Origin of the sequence: Variovorax sp. PBS-H4, from assembly GCF_901827205.1 — a bacterium.
Lineage (GTDB): Bacteria > Pseudomonadota > Gammaproteobacteria > Burkholderiales > Burkholderiaceae_C > Variovorax.
Genome location: NZ_LR594675.1, coordinates 988,672 through 1,006,836, shown reverse-complemented (window position 1 = coordinate 1,006,836; position 18,165 = coordinate 988,672). Strand labels below are relative to the sequence as shown.

The 18,165-nt window shown below is 68.6% G+C and carries 19 protein-coding genes; 8 read left to right on the top strand and 11 right to left on the bottom strand.

The window, feature by feature from the left end:
* Positions 1-55 precede the first annotated feature (55 nt).
* The 5 genes from E5CHR_RS04800 (at position 56) to E5CHR_RS04780 (ending at position 3,855) form a co-directional block, all read left to right on the top strand.
* Positions 56-835, top strand: a complete 780-nt coding sequence (locus tag E5CHR_RS04800; protein ID WP_162578623.1) for a lysophospholipid acyltransferase family protein — start codon at positions 56-58, stop codon at positions 833-835.
* Between the two features lie 13 nt (positions 836-848).
* Positions 849-1,910 carry a phosphatidate cytidylyltransferase gene (locus tag E5CHR_RS04795; RefSeq protein ID WP_162578622.1) on the top strand — a complete coding sequence of 354 codons (1,062 nt, stop codon included), beginning with the start codon at positions 849-851 and terminating at the stop codon, positions 1,908-1,910.
* Between the two features lie 7 nt (positions 1,911-1,917).
* Entirely contained in the window at positions 1,918-2,466 is a 549-nt protein-coding gene (gene ruvC / locus E5CHR_RS04790) for a crossover junction endodeoxyribonuclease RuvC (RefSeq protein WP_162578621.1), read from the top strand.
* Positions 2,467-2,536: 70 nt separating this feature from the next.
* On the top strand, positions 2,537-3,331 hold the full coding sequence (locus E5CHR_RS04785) for a DUF1295 domain-containing protein (RefSeq protein ID WP_162578620.1): 795 nt from the start codon (positions 2,537-2,539) through the stop codon (positions 3,329-3,331).
* Positions 3,332-3,435: 104 nt separating this feature from the next.
* Positions 3,436-3,855: a DUF2177 family protein gene (locus E5CHR_RS04780; RefSeq protein ID WP_162578619.1), complete on the top strand. Its 420-nt coding sequence runs from the start codon at positions 3,436-3,438 to the stop codon at positions 3,853-3,855.
* 12 nt (positions 3,856-3,867) lie between these two features.
* On the opposite strand, the gene E5CHR_RS04775 is transcribed toward E5CHR_RS04780, so the two are convergent.
* Both E5CHR_RS04775 and E5CHR_RS04770 read right to left on the bottom strand, forming a co-directional pair.
* On the bottom strand, positions 3,868-4,524 hold the full coding sequence (locus E5CHR_RS04775; protein ID WP_162578618.1) for a ChrR family anti-sigma-E factor: 657 nt from the start codon (positions 4,522-4,524) through the stop codon (positions 3,868-3,870).
* The gene (locus E5CHR_RS04770; protein WP_162578617.1) at positions 4,521-5,180 is read right to left on the bottom strand and encodes a sigma-70 family RNA polymerase sigma factor; all 660 of its coding nucleotides are present in this window, start codon (positions 5,178-5,180) and stop codon (positions 4,521-4,523) included. The genes E5CHR_RS04775 and E5CHR_RS04770 overlap by 4 nt, the downstream gene beginning before the upstream one ends.
* A 124-nt stretch (positions 5,181-5,304) precedes the next feature.
* On the opposite strand from E5CHR_RS04770, the gene E5CHR_RS04765 reads away from it, so the two are divergent.
* Genes E5CHR_RS04765 through E5CHR_RS04755 form a run of 3 tightly spaced genes read left to right on the top strand, consistent with a single transcriptional unit; the run spans position 5,305 to position 8,734 of the window.
* Positions 5,305-6,669, top strand: coding sequence for an FAD-dependent oxidoreductase (locus E5CHR_RS04765; RefSeq protein ID WP_162578616.1), 1,365 nt, complete (start codon positions 5,305-5,307; stop codon positions 6,667-6,669).
* The gene (locus E5CHR_RS04760; protein ID WP_162578615.1) at positions 6,666-7,460 is read left to right on the top strand and encodes a DUF1365 domain-containing protein; all 795 of its coding nucleotides are present in this window, start codon (positions 6,666-6,668) and stop codon (positions 7,458-7,460) included. The genes E5CHR_RS04765 and E5CHR_RS04760 overlap by 4 nt, the downstream gene beginning before the upstream one ends.
* On the top strand, positions 7,457-8,734 hold the full coding sequence (locus tag E5CHR_RS04755) for an SAM-dependent methyltransferase (RefSeq protein ID WP_162578614.1): 1,278 nt from the start codon (positions 7,457-7,459) through the stop codon (positions 8,732-8,734). Before E5CHR_RS04760 ends, E5CHR_RS04755 begins: the two co-directional genes overlap by 4 nt.
* On the opposite strand, the gene E5CHR_RS04750 is transcribed toward E5CHR_RS04755, so the two are convergent.
* The 9 genes from E5CHR_RS04750 to ftsW all read right to left on the bottom strand — a co-directional run bounded on the left by E5CHR_RS04750 (position 8,731) and on the right by ftsW (position 18,126).
* Positions 8,731-8,907, bottom strand: a complete 177-nt coding sequence (locus tag E5CHR_RS04750) for a hypothetical protein (RefSeq protein WP_174255692.1) — start codon at positions 8,905-8,907, stop codon at positions 8,731-8,733. The two genes, E5CHR_RS04755 and E5CHR_RS04750, sit on opposite strands and share 4 nt — an antisense overlap.
* A gap of 16 nt (positions 8,908-8,923) precedes the next feature.
* Complete coding sequence (gene lpxC, locus E5CHR_RS04745) at positions 8,924-9,847, bottom strand: UDP-3-O-acyl-N-acetylglucosamine deacetylase (RefSeq protein ID WP_174255691.1); 924 nt, start codon at positions 9,845-9,847, stop codon at positions 8,924-8,926.
* 74 nt (positions 9,848-9,921) lie between these two features.
* On the bottom strand, positions 9,922-11,127 hold the full coding sequence (ftsZ, locus tag E5CHR_RS04740; RefSeq protein ID WP_068681329.1) for a cell division protein FtsZ: 1,206 nt from the start codon (positions 11,125-11,127) through the stop codon (positions 9,922-9,924).
* Between the two features lie 157 nt (positions 11,128-11,284).
* Positions 11,285-12,514, bottom strand: a complete 1,230-nt coding sequence (gene ftsA, locus E5CHR_RS04735) for a cell division protein FtsA (RefSeq protein ID WP_162578612.1) — start codon at positions 12,512-12,514, stop codon at positions 11,285-11,287.
* A 15-nt stretch (positions 12,515-12,529) separates the two neighbouring features.
* The gene (locus E5CHR_RS04730) at positions 12,530-13,321 is read right to left on the bottom strand and encodes a cell division protein FtsQ/DivIB (protein ID WP_162578611.1); all 792 of its coding nucleotides are present in this window, start codon (positions 13,319-13,321) and stop codon (positions 12,530-12,532) included.
* The gene (locus tag E5CHR_RS04725; RefSeq protein WP_162578610.1) at positions 13,321-14,292 is read right to left on the bottom strand and encodes a D-alanine--D-alanine ligase; all 972 of its coding nucleotides are present in this window, start codon (positions 14,290-14,292) and stop codon (positions 13,321-13,323) included. The genes E5CHR_RS04730 and E5CHR_RS04725 overlap by 1 nt, the downstream gene beginning before the upstream one ends.
* Positions 14,289-15,761, bottom strand: a complete 1,473-nt coding sequence (gene murC, locus E5CHR_RS04720; protein WP_162578609.1) for a UDP-N-acetylmuramate--L-alanine ligase — start codon at positions 15,759-15,761, stop codon at positions 14,289-14,291. Before murC ends, E5CHR_RS04725 begins: the two co-directional genes overlap by 4 nt.
* Entirely contained in the window at positions 15,758-16,834 is a 1,077-nt protein-coding gene (gene murG, locus E5CHR_RS04715) for an undecaprenyldiphospho-muramoylpentapeptide beta-N-acetylglucosaminyltransferase (protein WP_162578608.1), read from the bottom strand. Before murG ends, murC begins: the two co-directional genes overlap by 4 nt.
* Entirely contained in the window at positions 16,831-18,126 is a 1,296-nt protein-coding gene (gene ftsW, locus E5CHR_RS04710) for a putative lipid II flippase FtsW (RefSeq protein ID WP_162578607.1), read from the bottom strand. Before ftsW ends, murG begins: the two co-directional genes overlap by 4 nt.
* Positions 18,127-18,165 lie beyond the last annotated feature (39 nt).

The following is an 18,165-nucleotide window of genomic DNA, read 5'->3' as shown; positions in this document are numbered from 1 at the left end:
GGATGCGAATCATAGCGGAGAAAAACGTGCATCCGCCGCCCGTATCATCGCCGCCATGCTTGCAAAGTTCACGGGGTGGGTGCTGCTGGTCTTGATCCGGCTCCTCACCGGTGCCCAGGCGCGCTGGTGGGGCTGTCCGCCCAAGGCCGAGCAGCGCATCTACTTCGCCAATCACCAGAGCCATCTCGACCTGGTGATGATCTGGGCCGCGCTGCCTGAGGAGCTGCGCAGCATCACGCGGCCGATCGCGGCGCGCGACTACTGGGCCACGACACCCTTCAAGCGCTGGATCACCACGGAGGTGTTCAACGCCATCTACGTGGAACGCGGCGGCAGCGCGCCGGTGCCGCCGCCCGCGCCTGTCGCGGTGCCCCGCGAGCGCATCGAGCCCGTGTTCGAAGAGGCGATGCCGATCGCCGCCGGGCCGGCCGAAGGAATGCAGCGACAACTGCCGCTGGAATCGGCGCCAGCTGAACTGGCGCCCACGCCGCAGCCGGACAGCGCCGAAGCCCTGGTGCCGCTGCAGCCGCTGATCGACGCACTGCGAAGCGGCGACTCGATCATCATCTTTCCCGAGGGCACCCGCGGCCACACCGGCGAGCCGCAGAAGTTCAAATCGGGCCTCTACACGCTGGCGCAGATGTTTCCCGATGCGGTGCTCATCCCGGCCTGGATCGACAACGTGCAGCGCGTGATGCCCAAGGGCGAGGTGGTGCCGGTGCCGATCCTCTGCTCGGTCACCTTCGGCGAGCCGATCCGCCTCGAGCAGAGCGAAGAGCGCCGCCCCTTTCTCGACCGTGCGCGCGAAGCCGTGATTGCATTGCGGTACGTGTAGGCCAGCCGACCGCATGAACGAATACCTCCGCCAGCTCTCGCCCACCCACCAGGTCGCGGCGCTGTTCTTCATCGTCTTCGGCCTGCTCGTCGTCGTGAGCATCGCCGCCTTCCTGCTGACCTTCCGCGAGCGGCGCAATCCCAGGCGCGACGAGCGCTGGCAGCGCGAGCTGGCGCACTTCCGACGGCTGCTGGGAACCACCTGGTTCATGGCGGTGATCTTCTGGATCGGCTGGGCGCTGGGCGAAACGGTGGCCACGGTGCTGTTCGCCCTGATCTCCTTCCTGGCGCTGCGCGAGTTCATCACGCTGTCGCCTACGCGGCGCGGCGACCACCGCAGCCTGATCCTCGCCTTCTTCGTGGTGCTGCCGATCCAGTTCTGGCTGGTCGCGACTGCGCGCTTCGACCTGTTCACCGTGTTCATCCCGGTCTACGTCTTCCTCGCCATCCCCGTGGTCAGCGCGCTGGCGGACGATCCGAATCAATTCCTCGAGCGCAACGCGAAGCTGCAGTGGGGCATCATGGTGTGCGTCTACGGCATGAGCCACGTGCCGGCGCTGCTGCTGCTCTCCTTCCCGGGCTACGAGGGCAAGAGCGCCTTCCTGGTTTTCTTCCTGGTCTTCGTGGTGCAGACCTGCGTGGTTGTGCAGCACCTGATCGCGCGTCGCAGCAGCGTGCCGGGCAGCACGGACGTCGACGAGGCGCCCCGAGGCATCCTGAGGCGGGCCAGCGACTGGCTTTTCAGGGACGCGCCGGTCGCGCCGCACGTGAGCAGCAGTTTCAACTGGCGCAGCTGGGCCATCGGCATGGCGATCGCGAGCCTGGTCGGCGCGATGTTCTCCTTCATCACGCCCTTCCGCTTCGGCCAGGCGCTCGCCGTGTCGCTGCTCGCCTGCGTGGCCGGGTCGATGGGCCACCTGGTGATGAAGGCACTCAAGCGCGACCGCGGCATTCCCAGCTGGGGCGGGCGCGGCATCGGCGTGACCGGCGCCAATGGCCTGCTGGACCGCGTCGATGCGCTGTGCTTCGCAGCGCCGGTGTTCTTCCATTCGGTGCGCTGGTACTTCGACGCCTAGGGCTGGCATGCGCATTCTCGGCATCGACCCCGGACTGCAGACCACCGGCTTCGGCGTGGTGGACATGGACGGCCATGCGCTGCGCTACGTGGCCAGCGGCACCATCAGCACCCGCAGCGTGCTCAAGGGCGAACTGCCGGCGCGGCTCAAGATCCTGTACGACGGCATCGGCGAGATCGTGGCGACCTACCGGCCCGATGCGGCAGCGGTGGAGATCGTGTTCGTCAACGTCAATCCGCAATCGACCCTGCTGCTCGGCCAGGCGCGGGGCGCCTGCATCACCGCACTGGTGACGAACGCCCTGCCCGTCGCGGAGTACACGGCGCTGCAGATGAAGCAGGCGGTTGCCGGCCATGGGCGCGCCGCCAAGCCGCAGGTGCAGGAGATGGTGCGGCGGCTGCTGCAACTGCCTGGCGTGCCGGGCAGCGATGCCGCCGACGCACTGGGCATCGCGATCACCCATGCGCACGTCGGCAGCTCGATGGCACGTATCGGCCACGCCGCCGTGCTGACGCGCGGCACCCTCAGCGCGTACCGGGGAGGCCGAACGCGCTGAGGCCACGGCGCTCCTTGCAGCAACGTTCGACGAGCAATCCGAACTGCGCGCCACGGCGTATATCCCTGCAATGACTGCGCCGCTGCTGCTCGCACTCGCCGGCTTGGCGCTCGCATCGGGCCTGTCCCTCCTCACATGGCTCGCCAGCCTCGTGCGTTGCGATGCGAGCCTGGCCGACCGGGCCTGGCCCTTCCTGATCGTGGGCCCGGCGCTGCTCTACCTCGGAGTCGCTCCAGACAGAGACCCGCGGGCGTGGCTCATGGCGACCCTCGGGTTGGCATGGGCCCTGCGGCTCGGCATCTACCTTGGCTGGCGCAACTGGGGGCAGGGAGAAGACCGGCGCTACCGCGAAATGCGGCATCGCAACGAGCCGGGCTTCGGCTGGAAGAGCCTGTACCTGGTGTTCGGACTGCAGGCCCTTCTCGCCTGGGTCGTGTCGGCCCCTTTCCTGGCCGCAGCCGGCTCCACGCGCCCGCTCGGCTGGATCGACGCCGTGGGCGCTTCCCTGGCCGCTTTCGGCATTGCGTTCGAAGCCATCGGCGACGCACAGCTCGCGCGCTTCAAGGCTGATCCCGCACACCGCGGCGAAGTCATGGACCGGGGGCTGTGGCGCTACACCCGGCATCCCAACTACTTCGGCGAAGCCTGCGTGTGGTGGGGTCTCTGGCTGGTGGCCCTTGGCGCCTCGGGACTCCAAGGCCTGTGGAGCGCGGTCTCGCCGCTGTTGATGACAGGGCTGCTGCTCAAGGTCTCCGGCGTGCGCCTGCTCGAAAAGGACATTGGGGAACGCAGGCCCGCCTACCGCGACTACATGGCGCGCACGAGTGCCTTCATACCGGCGCCGCCCCGCAGGAGGCGTCCGTGAAACCCGCACGCGCACGACCGAGTCGGCGCCCTGCGTGATCTGCGGCCGCCTCCCGCGCGTAGAAAGCCGTGGGGCCGCGTCGGCCCCTCGGTCCAGGAGTCTTCATGTCCATTCGCCAGTTCCTCACCGCCTATGCCGCCTCGGCCCTCGTGTTCCTGGCGATCGACGCCTCCTGGCTGGCCACCATGGCCAACCGCCTGTACCGGCCTGCGATCGGCCATCTCATGCGGGCGGACATGGACATCAAGGCAGCCGTGACCTTCTACGCGCTGTATGTCGCCGGCATCGTGATCTTTGCCATCGTACCGGCGGTGGAGGCCCGATCGTGGACATCGGCGCTCGGCCGAGGCGCCCTGCTCGGCCTGTTCGCCTATGCCACCTACGACTTCACCAACCAGGCCACGCTGAAGGACTGGCCTTGGCGACTCACCTTGATCGATCTGGCTTGGGGTGCCTTCGTCACGGCAGCGGCTGCAGCGGCGGGATGCCGGGCGGTGCTGGCTTTCGGCGGCCCGGGCCGCTGAGCCAGGAGGCCTCTACATGCCGATCAGCGCGGCCAGCGTTCGCGCCAGCCGGCTGTCGAAGCGCATGCGACCCTCGACCGAGGCCAGGCAGATGCAGTCGCCGTCGCTCTGCACCATCGGCTGATGGTGCACGGTGTCGTCGGCAGCATCGAAGTCCCCCGCACCGAACAGGTCGCGGCCATCATGGAAAGCGCCATGCAGCACTTGCGTGAGCTCGCAATCGCTGTGCGTGTGCGGTGCCAGGCTCATGCCCGCGCCGATGCGCAGCAGGAACAGCTTGGCCTTCGGATCGGCCGGCAGCATCAACCGGCTCCAGCGCATGCCCGGGCCGAGCCAGCGCCAGGGCGTCGCGCTGCAGGTTTCCAACGCGCGCGGCCAGGCCATGCCGGCCGGCAGCGGAGGTCGCGGGCGCGGCGCAATGACCCGCGCGCGCACAGGACGCGGCGGGGCGTCGATGGCCGCCAGGGTCTTCGCCAGCGCCTGGGAAGAAAGCGTCTCGGGCACCAACGCCTCCAGCATCACGCCGCCGGCGATCTCGAGCGAGTGCAGCCGGCCGCGGCATTCGGCGCACGTCTCGAGGTGGCTGGCCACGACCAGGGCGGGGCCCGCGGACAAGGTGCCGGCCGCCATCGACAGCAGCAGATCGTCGGGCAGATGATGGCGGATCATGGTTCGAGCCCCTCGAGCAGACGGCGCAGGTGGCTCACCGCAAGGCGCACGCGCGACTTGACCGTGCCCAGCGGGAGCCCGAGTTCCTCCGCGATACGGGCATGGGGATGCTCCTCGAAGAAGGACAACCGCAGGATGTGGGCCTGGTCTTGCGACAGGCGGGACATCGCCGCGCGAACGCGCGACTCGCGCTGCCTGGCGAGCACCTGCTCGTCGAGCGCTGGCAAGGGATCGGGAATCTGGCTGGCCTGGTCGTCCTCATCAGCGACCGTGCGGTTCCCCGCGCGGCGGAGGTGGTCCACCCGCAGGTTGCGGGCGATGGCGAAGATCCAGGTAGACAGCCCCGCCCTGTCCGGGTCGAACAGGGCTGCCTTGCGCCAAAGGCTGACCATGGTCTCCTGCGTCAACTCTTCGGCCACGGCTTCGCCGGTGCCGCACAGCATCAGGTAGGCCTTGACGCGCGGCGCGAAGTGCTTGAACAGGGCCGCGAACGCCTGCCGGTCGCCGGCGAGCGCCACAGCTCTGAACAGTGCGTTGAGTTCCTCGGGGGTCGGCACGGATCCTCGCCGCTCTTCCTTGGTCACGATCGACAGCCAGGGTGCTCGCAGCCCGGCGGGTCCGGAAGCGGTTGTCTCTGGCTGTGGGGCGATGCGCATGCGGGTCTTACGCGTTGCGCGCGGCATTAGATCACAGCGTTTCGTGCCAATCAGATCCAAAAGCGCCGTGGGCACGTACAACCTGAGCGTGAAAAACCGAAACCACCCCCCGACCCCCCACGCCATGCGCCCCGCGAACGGCACCGAACGGCATGCGCCACCGCCCATGGGGCCGGACGGCCCCGTGCTCGACATCGCCGTCATCGGCAGCGGCATCTCCGGCCTTTCGGCCGCGTGGCTGCTGGGGAAGCGGCACCAGGTGACGGTGTTCGAGGCCGATGGGCGGCCGGGCGGCCACAGCAACACGGTCGAGCTTCCCGGCCAAGGCGCCGTCGCGGTCGATACCGGCTTCATCGTCTACAACGAGCCGGCCTACCCGAACTTGAGCGCGCTGTTCGCGCATCTCGGCGTGGAGACCGATCCCACCGACATGTCGTTCGCGGTGAGCCTGGATGGCGGCGCCCTGGAATACGCCGGCACGAACTTGCGCAGCCTGTTCGCACAACGCCGGAACCTGCTCAGCCCGCGCTTCTGGTCGATGCTGCGCGAGGTGGTGCGCTTCTATCGGCAAGCGCCGGCGGATGCAGGGTCGGTCGGCCTGATGCCCCTGGACGCCTACCTCGACCTGCACGGTTACGGGCGCGCCTTTCGCGAGGACCATCTCTATCCGATGGCGGCCGCCATCTGGTCCACCTCGCCAGCGCGCATCGGCGAGTACCCCACCGAGGCCTTCGTGCGCTTCTGCGAAAACCACCAACTGCTGGCGCTGGGCCAGCGCCCCGCGTGGCGCACCGTGCGCGGCGGCAGCCGGCGCTATGTCGAGCGCTTGACCAAGGGGCTGGGGCGGCGCTTGCGGCTGGGCAGCGCGGCGGTCCAGGTGCAGGCCGGCGCGGGCGGCGTGCTCGTGCACACGGCGGACCGGCCGACGCCCGAGCGCTTCGACCAGGTCGTGATCGCGACCCATGCCGACCAGGCCCTGCGCCTGCTCGCCGACGCCGACGCCAAGGAGCGCAGGCTGCTCGGCGCCTTCAGGTACACGCGCAATCACGCCGTGCTCCATGGCGACTCCTCGGTCATGCCGCTGCGACGGAAGCTCTGGTCGAGCTGGAACTACACCGGTGCGCGAGGGGTCGAGGAAGCACCTCGCGTGAGCTACTGGATGAACCGCCTGCAGCAGCTGCCAGGCGCCTCTGCCTTGTTCCTCACGCTGAATCCCAGGGACGAGCCGGAACAGGTCTTCCACACCGAGGTCTACGAGCACCCTCTCTTCGACGCCGCCGCGATTCGGGCCCAGCGCGAGCTCTGGTCGCTCCAGGGCCGGCGCGGCGTGTGGTTCTGCGGTGCCTACTTCGGCGCGGGCTTCCACGAAGACGGGCTGCAGGCCGGACTCGCCGTCGCCGAGGCACTGGGCGACGTGCGCCGGCCCTGGAGGGTCGCCGACGAGTCGGGCCGCATCCACCGGCATGCCGCGCTGGCCCGTGCTTCATGAGCGAGCACTCCGCCCTCTACAGCGGCAGCGTCGTGCACCGGCGGCTGCGGCCGGTGGTGCATCGCCTGCGCTATCGGGTGTTCTCGCTGCTGCTGGATCTCGACGAGCTGCCTCAGCTGGCGCACCGGCTGCGGTTCTTTTCTCTCGACCGCTTCAACCTCTTCAGCCTCCACCAGCGCGACCACGGCGCCGGCGGCGATCAGGGCTTGCGCCCCTACGTCGAACATCAGCTCCAGGCCGCGGGACTCGTTGCCGGCGGCGCCATCCGCCTGCTGGCCATGCCTCGCATCCTGGGCTACGCCTTCAACCCCTTGAGCGTCTACTTTTGCCACCACCCGGACGGCGGCCTTCAGGCCATCCTCTACGAGGTCAACAGCACCTTCGGCGAACGGCACAGCTATCTCATCGCGGTCGACGAGGCGCAGCGCCCGGCAGGCGAGCTCACCCAGCACTGCGCGAAGCGCTTCCACGTCTCGCCCTTCCTCGCGCTGGACATGCACTACCGCTTCGGCATCGCGGCGCCGCAGGAGGACGACGAACGGCTGCGCATCGCCATCACCGCCAGCGACGGCGAGGGGCCGGTGCTCACGGCTTGCTTCGACGCACGGCGGCGCACGCTCGACGACCGGCAATTGCTGCGCGCCTTCGTCGCCTGTCCGCTGCTCACGCTGAAGGTGATCACAGCCATCCATTGGGAGGCCTTGCGCCTCTGGACCAAGGGCCTTCGGCTGCACCGACGTCCAGCCGCGCCCGAACGGGCGGTGACCGTCGTCAACGACAAGCATCCATGAGCACTTCATCTCCCACGCCGCAAGACCCTTCTGGCCTGCTCGACGCGATGGCGGCGGCCAAGCCCTGCGTCGCGCCCCTGTCAGCCCTGGCCACCCGTCCATTGCGCCACCTGGTGGCCCGCCTGCTGGGCGGCCTGCAATACGGCACGCTTTCCATCGAGCTGCCCGACGGCGAACGCCTCGAGGGCCGCGGTGCCGAGGCCGGCCCGCACGCCTCGGTCGTGCTGCACCGCTGGCGCCCGCTGCTGCGCCTGCTGCTGCAGGGCGACATCGGCCTGGCGTGCTCCTACCGGGATGGCGACTGGTCGAGCCCGGACCTGGCCGCGCTGCTGGCTTCGGGCCTGTGCAACGAGCCGAGTTGGGCAGGTTCGTTCGAGGCGGCCCTGCCGGCACGCCGGCTGCACCGGTTGCGTCATCTCGCAAGGCGCAACACGCGCCGGGGCAGCCGCGAGAACATCGCCTTTCACTACGACCTCGGCAACGACTTCTACGCGCAGTGGCTCGACCCGGAACTGGTTTACTCGAGCGGCCTCTATGCCCGCGGGGACGAGTCGCTCGAAGCCGCACAGGCGGCCAAGCTCGACCGCATCCTGGATCTGCTCGCGCTCGAAGCCGATGCCACCGTGCTGGAGATCGGCTGCGGCTGGGGCGCGCTGGCCGTGGCGATGGCAAAGCGCCATCGCGCGCGCGTGACGGGTTTGACGCTGTCCTCGCAGCAGCTGGCGCACGCGCGTCAACGCGCTGTCGAGGAGGGCCTGTCGAGCCGCCTGGATCTGCGCCTGCAGGACTACCGCGACGTCGGCGGGCAGTTCGACCGCATCGTCTCCATCGAGATGCTCGAAGCCGTCGGCGAAGGCTATTGGCCGCTGTACTTCGACACCCTCCGCCGCCGGTTGAAGCCCGGCGGCGTTGCGGTGCTGCAGGTCATCACCATCGCGGACGCGCACTTCGATCGCTACCGAGAAGCTGCGGACTTCATCCAGCGCTTCATTTTTCCTGGCGGAATGCTGCCGCCGGAGGCTGCGCTGCACGCGCATGCACGGCGCGCGGGCATGGTGATCGAAAAGGCGCTGTCCTTCGGCGAGAGCTACGCGGCCACGCTGGTCGACTGGCGGGAGCGCTTCCTGCGTGCCTGGCCTGCCATCGAGAAGCTGGGTTTCGACGCGTCCTTTCGCAGGCTCTGGGAGTACTACCTCTGCTACTGCGAAGCCGGATTCCGCGCGGGACGGGTCGACGTCGGGCTCTACAGGCTGAGCTTCCGGGCCGGCGGCTAGGCCACGCGCTCGGCGATCAGGACCGCGAAGAAGCCCAGGGCCGCCAGCAGCGTCCACTTGAGCACGATCCAGCCGAACCGCCTGTACTTGGGTTGGCCGGTGCCGGCATAGAAGGCGAAGGAAGCGCCGGCCACCAGCAGCAGCAGCAGGATGGCCCAGCGGAACAGCAGCATCGTGTCTGGCGGGGGCCTACCAGGCCCGCGCCACTTCGGCGAAGCCGGCTGGCGCCTGCCGCTGGTCGTCGAAGCTGACGATTTCGTAGGCGTCCGGCTGGGCAAGCAGTTCGCGCAACAGCCTGTTGTTGAGCGCATGGCCGGAGCGGAACGCGCTGTAGGCGGCCAGCAGTGGGCGGCCGATGACGTAGAGGTCGCCCATGGCGTCCAGGATCTTGTGCTTGACGAACTCGTCGTCGTAGCGCAGCCCGCCGGAATTGAGCACCTTGGTGTCGTCCATCACGATCGCGTTGTCGAGCCCGCCGCCCAGCGCCAAGCCCCTGGAGCGCATGTATTCGACCTCCTTCGTGAAGCCGAAGGTGCGGGCGCGCGCGATGTCGCGGCTGTAGGAGCCCGACCCCAGGTCGAACTCGAAGCGCTGCCCGCTCGCGTTGACGACGCGGTGGTCGAAGTCGATCTCGAAGCTCAGCTTGTAGCCGTGGTAGGGAACGAGGCGCGCCCACTTGAGCTCATGCCCCTCGCCCTCGCGCACCTCGACAGGCCGGGTCACGCGAATGAAGCGGCGCGGCGCGTTCTGCAGCTCGATGCCGGCGCTCTGCAGCAGGAAGACGAAAGACGAGGCGGAACCGTCGAGGATCGGCACCTCGTCGGCCGTGATGTCGATCAGCAGGTTGTCGATGCCCAGTCCCGCGCAAGCCGACATCAGGTGTTCGACCGTCTGCACCTTGGCACCCTTGGCGGACACGGTCGACGCCAGCCGCGTATCGGTCACGGACTCGGCCCGCATCGGGATCTCGACCGGTTCGGGCAGGTCGACGCGGCGGAACACGATGCCGGCATCGGCCGGCGCCGGCCTGAGCGTCAGCTCGACCCGCTGGCCGCTGTGCAGGCCCATGCCAACGGCGCGGGTGATCGATTTGAGGGTTCGTTGCTGGAGCACGGCAGCAATTTTAGGAGCGCGAGGCATCCGGCGCGCCGTGCGCCTCGCTATGTCCACGATAGCTGCCATTTCGCTCAGTCTGCCTGGCGACGCAGGAACGCGGGGATCTCGATGTCATCCATGCCACCCGTCGACAGCGCATCCACCTTGGCCGCAGCCATCGTGCGGTTGGTGCGCCACACGCTGGGCACGGCCATGCCGTCGTAGTTGGGCTGGCCGGGCTGCCCCTGCATCGTGCCGCCGAGCGTCGGCACCCCGAAAGGGATGTTGTCCGTGCCGGTGCGGATCACTTCCAGCGTCGGCGCCTGGCGGCGCGCGTCCTGGCGCGACAGGCCGGTGGCAACCACGGTGACGCGCATCTCGTCACCCAGGCTCTCGTCGTAAGCGGCGCCATAGATCACGTGCGCGTCTTCCGCAGCGAAGGCGCGGATGGTGGTCATCGCCAGCTTCGATTCGCTCAGCTTGAGCGAGTTCTTCGATGCCGTCACCAGCACCAGCACGCCCTTGGCACCCGACAGGTCGATGCCCTCGAGCAGCGGGCAGGCCACGGCCTGCTCGGCCGCGATACGCGCGCGGTCCGGTCCCGAAGCCGCGGCCGTGCCCATCATGGCCTTGCCGGGCTCGCCCATCACGGTGCGCACGTCTTCGAAGTCGACGTTCACGCCGCCGTACTCGTTGATGATTTCCGAGATGCCGCCGACGGCGTTCTTCAGCACGTCGTTCGCGTGCGCGAAGGCCTCGTCCTGCGTGACGTCCTCGCCGAGCACGTCGAGCAGCTTCTCGTTGAGCACCACGATCAGCGAGTCGACGTTTGCCTCCAGCTCGGTCAGGCCGCTGTCGGCATTGGTCATGCGGCGCCCGCCTTCCCAGTCGAAGGGCTTGGTCACGACGCCGACGGTGAGGATGCCCATCTCCTTGGCCACGCGCGCGATCACCGGCGCGGCGCCGGTGCCGGTGCCGCCGCCCATGCCGGCGGTGATGAACAGCATGTGCGCGCCGTTGATCGCGCCACGGATGTCGTCCACCGCCGCCTCGGCCGCGTCGCGCCCCTTCTCGGGCTTGCTGCCCGCGCCCAGTCCATTGGTGCCGAGCTGGATGGTCTTGTGCGCGTTGCTGCGCTGGAGCGCCTGCGCGTCGGTGTTGGCGCAGATGAACTCGACGCCCTGCACGCGGCGCTCGATCATGTGGGCGACCGCATTGCCGCCGCCGCCTCCCACGCCGATCACCTTGATCTGCGTGCCTTGGTTGAACTCTTCGATCTCGATCATTTCGATGGCCATTTCTGACTCCTTGATATTGCAGTTGCCTTGTTTGTACGAATGGGTTGTTTTGAGGGTCACCGTCTGCGCTCCTTGGGCGGTCCGGTGCGCCGCCATCGTTCGTTGAAATGCCGAGGGGGACTGCCCCGTGCGAGCCAAAGTGGTGTGCTGTTCATCGTCAGAAGTTCCCCACGATGAAGTCCTTGAACCGGCCGAATGCAGTCTTCACGGAGCCGTTCTTCTGCGCGACCTTGAAGCCGCGCAGCCGCGCATAGCGGGCCTCCTCGAGCAGGCCCATCACGGTCGCGGCGCGCGGCTGCGCGACCATGTCCGACAACGCGCTCGAATACTTCGGAATGCCGCGCCGCACCGGCTTCAGGAAGATGTCCTCGCCGAGCTCGACCATGCCGGGCATCACCGCGCTGCCGCCGGTCAGCACCACGCCGGAAGACAGCACCTCCTCGTAGCCCGACTCGCGCACGACCTGCTGCACCAGGGAGAAGATCTCTTCCACCCGCGGCTCGATCACGCCCGCCAGCGCCTGCTTGCTGAGCATCCGCGGCCCGCGGTCGCCGAGCCCGGGCACCTCGACCTGCGTCTCCGGGTCGGCCAGCAGCTGCTTGGCATAACCGTTCTCGACCTTGATGTCCTCGGCGTCCTTGGTGGGCGTGCGCAGCGCCATCGCGATGTCGCTGGTGATGAGGTCGCCGGCGATCGGGATCACCGCGGTGTGGCGGATCGCGCCGTTGGTGAAGATGGCCACGTCGGTAGTACCCGCGCCGATGTCCACCAGCACCACGCCGAGCTCGCGCTCGTCCTCGGTCAGCACCGCCTGGCTGGAGGCCAGCGGGTTGAGCATCAGCTGGTCGACCTCCAGGCCGCAGCGGCGCACGCACTTGATGATGTTCTCGGCCGCACTCTGCGCGCCGGTGACGATGTGGACCTTGGCTTCGAGGCGCATGCCGCTCATGCCGATCGGCTCCTTCACGTCCTGGCCGTCGATGACGAATTCCTGCGGCTCCACCAGCAGCAGGCGCTGGTCGCTGGAGATGTTGATCGCACGCGCAGTCTCGACCACGCGCGCCACGTCGGCCTGCGTGACCTCCTTGTCCTTGACCGCCACCATGCCGCTCGAATTGATGCCGCGGATGTGGCTGCCGGTGATGCCGGTGTAGACGCGGCTGATCTTGCAGTCGGCCATCAGCTCCGCTTCCTTGAGCGCCTGCTGGATGCTCTGCACCGTGGCATCGATGTTCACCACCACGCCGCGCTTGAGCCCGTTGCTGGGCGCGATACCCAGCCCGGCCAGCTTGAGCTCGCCGGTCGGCAGCACCTCGGCCACCACCGCCATCACCTTGGCGGTGCCGATGTCGAGTCCGACAACCAGGTCTTTGTATTCCTTGGACATGAATTCCTCTGCTCTCTATTTCTTCCTGGGGGTGGGCGGCTCTGTCGTGACCGTGGTGACGCCGCGCAGCCGGAGCGCATAGCCCTCGTTGTGCCGCAGGTCGGCGCCCTCGACAGAGGCGAAGGTGCGCCCGTACTGCCGGGCGACCGGCGTCACCGTGGTCAGGAAGCGCTGCGTGCGCGCGGCCACTTCCTCGGCGCGACCGCGCCCGAGTTCGAGCACCGCGCCACTGTCCAGCACCACGCTCCAGCTGCCGCGGCGCGACAGCTTCAATTCATCGATCACCAGCTCGTGGGGCGCGAACAGCGGTTGGAGCACGCGGTACATGCCCAGGACCTGGCTGGCCTGCTCGGGTGGACCGTCAAGGCGCGGGAGCTGGTCGTCGACCTCGGCGACATTGGCGTCGAAGACTTCGCCGAAGCCGTTGATGAGGCGCGAATCCGCCTCGTCGCCCCAGTGCGCCACCGGCACATGCTCGGTCAGCGTCGCGCGCAGCTTGTCGGGGAACTCGCGCCTCACCACCGCCTTGCGCACCCAGGGGACGGTCTCGAAGGCGGCGCGGGCCTTCGCCAGGTCCACGGTGAAGAAGTTGCCGGCCAGCTGCGGCGTCACATTGGCGCGCAGCGTGACCGCGTTGTTGTGCGTGACATCGCCGTCGACCTTGATGGCGGCGAGGGGAAAGAAGGGCTGGCGCAGCACCCACCACGCACCCGCCGCCAGCAGCACGAGCGCGAACAACGCGTACACCAGGGTCGCGGTCACGTTCATGAGCTTGACGTCGAAGGGCACGGGGATGCTGTCGGCCATCAGACCTCCGCCTTCGAGTCCAGCGTGGCAGAGGCGAGCACCCGCAGGCACAGGTCCTCGTACGAGATGCCCGCCGCGCGTGCCGACATCGGCACCAGCGAATGGCTGGTCATGCCCGGGGACGTGTTCATCTCCAGCAGGAAGGGCTTGCGGTCGCTGGCGCGGATCATCAGGTCGGCGCGGCCCCAGCCCCGGCAGCCGAGCTGGTGGTAGGCAGCCAGCGAGATGCGGCGGATCTCCTGCTCCTCGGCCTCCGGCAGGCCGCTCGGGCAGTGGTACTTGACGTCGTCGGTGAAGTACTTGTTCTGGTAGTCGTAGGCGCCCTCGGGCGCGGCGATGCGCACCACTGGCAGCGCTTGCGCGTCGAGGCCGCTGCCCAGCACGGCACACGTGACCTCCTCGCCCTCGATGAACTCTTCGCACAGCACGTCGGAGTCGTAGCGCACCGCCAGGGCGACGGCGTCCTGCATCTGCCTGTCCACATCATTCGGGCCCTGCACCTTCGTCACGCCGATGGAGGAGCCCTCGCGCGGCGGCTTCACGATCAGCGGCAGGCCCAGCACGCCGGGGATTGCCAAGACCTGCTCGCGGCTTTGCTGGTCGAAGGCCAGGCGCGCATACCGGGGCGTGGGCAGCCCGTCGGCCTGCCAGATGCGCTTGGTCATGACCTTGTCCATGGCCACGGCCGAGGCCATGACGCCGGAGCCGGTGTAGGGAATGCCCAGCAGCTCCAGGGCGCCTTGCACCGTGCCGTCTTCGCCATGCCGGCCGTGCAGCACCACGAAGCAGCGGGCGAAGGCCTCGTGCTTGAGTTCGACCAGCTCGCGCGCGGCGGGATCGAAGGCGTGCGCATCGACGCCGCGCGCGCGCAGGGCCTCGAGCACGCCGGTGCCCGACATGATGGAAATCTCACGCTCCGCCGAAGTGCCGCCGAACAGCACCGCGACCTTGCCGAAGTCTTGCGGGTTCACAGGGACCTCCCTTCGCGCGTGTCCTGCTCGGGCCTGCGCTCGGATGTGATGGAAGACGGCGCTGCGCCGCCCTGCTCGACCACCCTGGCGGGCACGGCGCCGATGGAGCCTGCGCCCATGCAGATGACGACATCGCCGTCGCGTGCGTTGTCCAGGATGGCTTGCGGCATGGCCGAGATGTCGTCGACGAACACCGGCTCGACCTTGCCCGCCACGCGCAAGGCACGCGCCAGCGAGCGGCCATCGGCTGCCACGATGGGCGGCTCGCCGGCGGCATAGACCTCGCCCAGCAGCACCGCATCGGCAGCACCGATGACCTTGACGAAATCCTCGAAGCAGTCGCGGGTGCGGGTGTAGCGGTGCGGCTGGAAGGCCAGCACCAGGCGGCGGCCCGGGAAAGCGCCCCGCGCGGCGGCGATGGTGGCCGCCATCTCGACGGGATGATGGCCGTAGTCGTCGATCAGCGTGAAGCTGCCCAGGCCCTGGATGCCGGGCACGCTGACATCCCCATAGCGCTGGAACCGCCGGCCCACGCCCTTGAAATCGGCCAGGCCGCGCTGCACCGCCTCGTCCGGAACGCCGAGCTCGACCGCCACCGCGATCACAGCCAGCGCGTTGCGCACGTTGTGCTCGCCCGGCAGGTTGAGCACGATGTCCAGGTCGGGCAGCGTGACGCCGTTGCGGCGCTGCGCGGTGAAATGCATCTGCTGGCCCACCGCGCGCACGTCGATGGCGCGCACCTGAGCCTCTTCGCCGAAGCCGTAGCTGGTGACCGGGCAGGAGACCTCGGTCACGATCTCGCGCACTGCCGCGTCGTCGGTGCACAGGATCGCCACGCCGTAGAAGGGCATGCGGTGCAGGAAGTCGACAAAGGCCTTCTTCAGCTTCGCGAAGTCGTGACCGTAGGTCTCCATGTGGTCGGCGTCGATGTTCGTCACCACGGCCATGACCGGAAGCAGGTTGAGGAAGGACGCGTCCGACTCGTCGGCCTCCACCACGATGTAGTCGCCGCTGCCCAGCTGCGCATTGGCCCCGGCGCTGTTGAGCCGGCCGCCGATGACGAAGGTCGGGTCCAGACCGGCGGCGGCGAGCACGCTGGCCACCAGGCTGGTGGTGGTGGTCTTGCCATGCGTGCCGGCGATGGCAATGCCCTGCTTGAGGCGCATCAGCTCGGCCAGCATCAGCGCGCGCGGCACCACCGGGATTCGCTTCTCGCGTGCCGCTACCACCTCGGGGTTGCCGGCTTGCACGGCGGTGGAGGTGACCACCGCGTCGGCGCCCGCGATGTTCGCCGCATCGTGGCCCACGAAGGTGCCGATGCCCAGGCCCCCGAGCCGCTTGAGCGTGGCGCTGTCGGCGAGGTCCGAACCCGTGATCTTGTAGCCCAGGTTGAACAGCACCTCCGCGATGCCGCTCATGCCGGAGCCGCCCACGCCTACAAAGTGGATGTGATGGATGGCGTGCTTCATTTGGCCAACTCCTCGCAAGCGCGCACCATGACCTCGACGGCCTCGGTCTTCTGCATCGTCTTGGCCTTGATGGCGCGTTCCATGAGCGCGGGGCGCCCGGTCTTCTGTAGCAGGTCGGCCAGCAATTCGGGAGTCAGTTCGGTCTGTTGGACGAGCCAGCCCCCGCCCGCGTCGACCAGGAAGCGGGCGTTGGTGGTCTGGTGGTCGTCCACGGCGGAAGGGAAAGGCACGAACAGCGCAGCTGCGCCGACGGCCGCGATCTCGGTGACGGTGCTCGCCCCGGCGCGCGCGACGATCAGATCGGCATCGGCGTAGGCGCGTGCGGTGTCTTCGATGAAGGGGGTGAGCTCGCCCGCGACGCCGGCAGCGGCGTAGTTGGCGCGCAGCTCGTCGATCTGCTTGGCGCCGCTCTGGTGCGTGACGGTCGGACGCTGCTCGGGGGCGATGCGGGCCAGCGCCTTGGGCACCACGGCGTTGAGCGCCTTGGCGCCCAGGCTGCCACCCACCACCAGCAGCCTGAGCGGGCCGCTGCGGCCCGCGAAGCGCGTGGCCGGCTCGGGCTGCGACAGAAAGGCTGCGCGCAGCGGATTGCCGATCCATTGCGCCTTCTTCATCACGTTCGGGAAGGCAGTGAAGACGCGGTCGGCCACGCCGGCCAGGATCTTGTTGGCGAGCCCGGCCACCGAGTTCTGCTCGTGCAGCACGAGCGGCTTGTTGAGCAGCACGCTCATCATGCCGCCGGGAAAAGTGATGTAGCCGCCCAGGCCCAGCACGACGTCGGGCCGCACGCGGCGCACCACCGCCAGGCTCTGCCAGAAGGCGCGCAGCAGGCGCATCGGCAGCAGGGCCAGGGTGACGGGGCCCTTGCCGCGCACACCGCCGAACTGCACCGGCTCGAAAGCGAAGCCGCGCGGAGGCACCAGCTTTTCTTCCATGCTGCCGGGCACGCCCAGCCAGTGCACGCGCCAGCCGCGGTCGCGCAGGGCCTCGGCGACGGCCAGGCCGGGAAAGATGTGGCCGCCGGTGCCTCCGGCCATCACGAGCGCCGTCCTGCTCACAGGTCGAGCGCTCATATGCGGCCTCCGCGCATGAGAACCCGGTTCTCGTAGTCGATGCGCAGCACGATCGCCAGCGCCACCACGTTCATCAGGATGGCCGAGCCGCCGAAGCTCATCAAGGGCAGGGTCAGGCCCTTGGTCGGCAGCGCGCCCAGGTTCACGCCCATGTTGATGAAGGTCTGGAAGCCGATCCAGATGCCGACGCCCTGCGCCACCAGGCCGGCGAACACGCGGTCGAGCGCGATGGCCTGCCGGCCGATGTGCATGATGCGGCGGGTGAGCCAGAGGAACAGGGCGATGGCCAGCAGCACGCCGACCAGCCCGAATTCCTCGCCGATCACCGCCATCAGGAAGTCGGTATGCGCCTCGGGCAGCCAATGCAGCTTCTCCACGCTGCCGCCCAGGCCGACGCCGAAGATCTCGCCGCGCCCGATGGCGATCAGCGAATGCGAAAGCTGGTAGCCCTTGCCCAGCGCATGCTCTTCGCTCCACGGGTCGAGGTAGGCGAAGATGCGCTCGCGCCGCCACGGGCTGGAGGCCACGATGGTCGAGAACGCCACCACCACCAGTGCGGCGATCAGGAAGAACATGCGCGCGTTGACGCCGCCCAGGAACAAGATGCCCATGGCGATCACGGCGATCACCATGAAGGCGCCCATGTCGGGCTCGGCCATGACCAGCATGCCGACCACCACCACCGCCACACCCATGGGCAGCACGGCGCGGAAGAAGCGTTCCTTGATCTCCATCTTGCGCACCATGTAGCTGGCGGCGTAGAGGATCATCGCGAGCTTCGCCAGCTCTGAAGGCTGGAAACGCATGAAACCCATCGGCAGCCAACGGCGCGCGCCGTTGACGTTGATGCCGATGTGCGGGATCAGCACCGCGACCAGCAGCAGCAGCGAGGCCACGAAGAGCCAAGGCGCGGCGCGTTCCCAGGTCCGCATCGGCACCTGGAAGGCCAGCAGCGCCGCCACGAAGGCGATCACGATCGAGGCGATATGCCGCGTGAGGAAGAAGGCCGGGCTGTAGCCGGCACGCGCAAAGCGCGGGTTGTCAGGGAGCGCGATCGAGGCCGAATAGACCATCACCAGGCCCCAGGCCAGCAGGGCAACAGTGACCCAGGCCAGCGCCTGGTCGAAGCCCAGCACGCGCACCGGCGCGGCCTTGGTCTGCGTCATGCCGGCGTTGCCCAGGCGCACCGGCAGGTGCATGGGCAAGGCGTCCACGCTGCCCTTGGCACGGCTGAACCAGCCTTCCCAGAAGCGGGGGCTCTTGTTGGGGGTGGCGGCGGCCGTCGTCGTCATTGGATGACCTCCGCCCCACGGGCTGCGGTGCCATACGCC

Bases quoted from the DNA above. Each gene is read 5' to 3' on its own strand.
- E5CHR_RS04750 (WP_174255692.1), bottom strand. From the start codon at position 8,907: ATGCTGCTGTTCCGCTGGGCCATCCTGCTGCTGCTGCTGGTGGCCGGC.
- E5CHR_RS04755 (WP_162578614.1), top strand. From the start codon at position 7,457: ATGAGCACTTCATCTCCCACGCCGCAAGACCCTTCTGGCCTGCTCGAC.
- E5CHR_RS04760 (WP_162578615.1), top strand. From the start codon at position 6,666: ATGAGCGAGCACTCCGCCCTCTACAGCGGCAGCGTCGTGCACCGGCGG.
- E5CHR_RS04800 (WP_162578623.1), top strand. From the start codon at position 56: ATGCTTGCAAAGTTCACGGGGTGGGTGCTGCTGGTCTTGATCCGGCTC.
- E5CHR_RS04795 (WP_162578622.1), top strand. From the start codon at position 849: ATGAACGAATACCTCCGCCAGCTCTCGCCCACCCACCAGGTCGCGGCG.
- ruvC (WP_162578621.1), top strand. From the start codon at position 1,918: ATGCGCATTCTCGGCATCGACCCCGGACTGCAGACCACCGGCTTCGGC.
- E5CHR_RS04770 (WP_162578617.1), bottom strand. From the start codon at position 5,180: ATGCGCATCGCCCCACAGCCAGAGACAACCGCTTCCGGACCCGCCGGG.
- ftsW (WP_162578607.1), bottom strand. From the start codon at position 18,126: ATGACGACGACGGCCGCCGCCACCCCCAACAAGAGCCCCCGCTTCTGG.
- E5CHR_RS04730 (WP_162578611.1), bottom strand. From the start codon at position 13,321: ATGGCCGACAGCATCCCCGTGCCCTTCGACGTCAAGCTCATGAACGTG.
- E5CHR_RS04765 (WP_162578616.1), top strand. From the start codon at position 5,305: ATGCGCCCCGCGAACGGCACCGAACGGCATGCGCCACCGCCCATGGGG.
- murC (WP_162578609.1), bottom strand. From the start codon at position 15,761: ATGAAGCACGCCATCCATCACATCCACTTTGTAGGCGTGGGCGGCTCC.
- ftsZ (WP_068681329.1), bottom strand. From the start codon at position 11,127: ATGGCCATCGAAATGATCGAGATCGAAGAGTTCAACCAAGGCACGCAG.
- E5CHR_RS04780 (WP_162578619.1), top strand. From the start codon at position 3,436: ATGTCCATTCGCCAGTTCCTCACCGCCTATGCCGCCTCGGCCCTCGTG.
- murG (WP_162578608.1), bottom strand. From the start codon at position 16,834: ATGAGCGCTCGACCTGTGAGCAGGACGGCGCTCGTGATGGCCGGAGGC.
- E5CHR_RS04775 (WP_162578618.1), bottom strand. From the start codon at position 4,524: ATGATCCGCCATCATCTGCCCGACGATCTGCTGCTGTCGATGGCGGCC.
- ftsA (WP_162578612.1), bottom strand. From the start codon at position 12,514: ATGTCCAAGGAATACAAAGACCTGGTTGTCGGACTCGACATCGGCACC.
- E5CHR_RS04785 (WP_162578620.1), top strand. From the start codon at position 2,537: ATGACTGCGCCGCTGCTGCTCGCACTCGCCGGCTTGGCGCTCGCATCG.